1 protein-coding gene is annotated in these 1348 nt (G+C 51.2%); it reads left to right on the forward strand.

Annotated features, from left to right (window positions below; translation table 11 throughout):
• The first annotated feature begins 280 nt into the window (after window positions 1–280).
• Entirely contained in the window at window positions 281–1195 is a 915-nt protein-coding gene (locus PGLA_RS08640; protein ID WP_068531634.1) for a phosphotransferase, read from the forward strand.
• The last annotated feature ends 153 nt before the right edge of the window (window positions 1196–1348 follow it).

A 1348-nucleotide genomic window follows, 5' to 3' on the forward strand; every position in this document is an offset into this window, starting at 1 on the left:
AAGAGTAGGTTGGGTAACGGGATAAAAGTATCGGGAAAAAAAAAGTAAACAAAGCGAGAGCAAAGAAAGGACTGCCCCGCAAATGCAGGCCTTAAAACTTGCCGTTACAGACAGCGCGGTGAGTGTGGTGCAGCCCGTTCTTGGGCTGCATGTATGGCTAACGGGACACTATAGTTCAATAATGAGAGGTAGCCCTTTGTTCAACTAACGGGCAGTTATGCGTAACTTCCAGGGAATGTAAACGTCTAAATAAAGTAAGGAACGAGGAGGCAGACATTTCATGGGAGGAACGAATGTATGGGATGCGGAGTGGGAGGTTAACGAAGAGCAGGCGCGGACGCTGATCGGCAGACAATTCCCTCAGCTGTCATCGAAGCAAGTGAAGCGATTGGGCTGGGGCTGGGACAATACGGTTTTTCTCATCGGTGACGAGTACGTGTTCCGGTTTCCAAGAAGAACGATTGCAGTTGGCTCGATTCGTATGGAAGGGAAGCTGCTGCCGAAGCTGGAGGCATATATGACCATCCCCTATCCGAAACCGTTGTTTTATGGCGAAGCAAGTGACGAATACCCGGCACCATTTCTTGGCTATGCCTACGTGCCAGGAGATTTCCCCATCGGTTTGACGGAAGAACGCCGGGCTTTATCGGCAGAGACGCTGGCGAAATTTTTGCGGAGATTGCATGAGTTTCCGGTGCAGGCGGCGCTGAAGTGCGGAGTTCAGCAAGATCATCGAAGCTTGACGGACATAGCATCGCGCAAAGTGAAATTGGAGGGCTTTCTATCGAAGGTGGTTGAACACTTGTCGCCGGAGGAGTCCGGTGTGATCGAAGCGTATATTAGCAGGCTGCAAACGGACCGTGTCGAGGCGGTGAATGCACTGCTACATGGCGATCTTCATTTCAAAAATATGCTTGTGAATGAGAACGGGATCGTTTCCGGCATCATTGATTGGGGCGATCTGAGCGTAGGCCATCCGGCTTGCGATTTGAGCGTTGCTTACAGCTTTTTACCACCTTACGCTCGCGGCGTGTTTTTCGAAACTTACGGAGGAGCGGACGAGGAAACGAAGCTGCTGGCGCGGCTGATCGCGGTATACATCCCCGTACTGATCTTGATGCAAGCGGTCGATGACGGGAATGAAGCGATTGCGGCAGAGGCGAAATCCAACATCATGCGAGCACTGTCGGATTAGGCTCATTATTTCGTTGCAGCTATGGGGCTATGGCTATCGGCACCATTTTGTCGTTTAAAGGCCGCGATAAGGTACGATTCGCCTTCTCTGATGCCGCTTTATGTTGAGGAACACGAAATTCAACAGAGTAAGTCGTTGCGCTAACGGGAGACG

Origin of the sequence: Paenibacillus glacialis (assembly GCF_001637205.1) — a bacterium.
GTDB classification, from domain to species: Bacteria; Bacillota; Bacilli; order Paenibacillales; family Paenibacillaceae; genus Paenibacillus_AQ; species Paenibacillus_AQ glacialis.

What these genes read in the sequence shown, in the direction of transcription:
- PGLA_RS08640 (WP_068531634.1), top strand. Translation starts at nt 281, where the DNA reads ATGGGAGGAACGAATGTATGGGATGCGGAGTGGGAGGTTAACGAAGAG.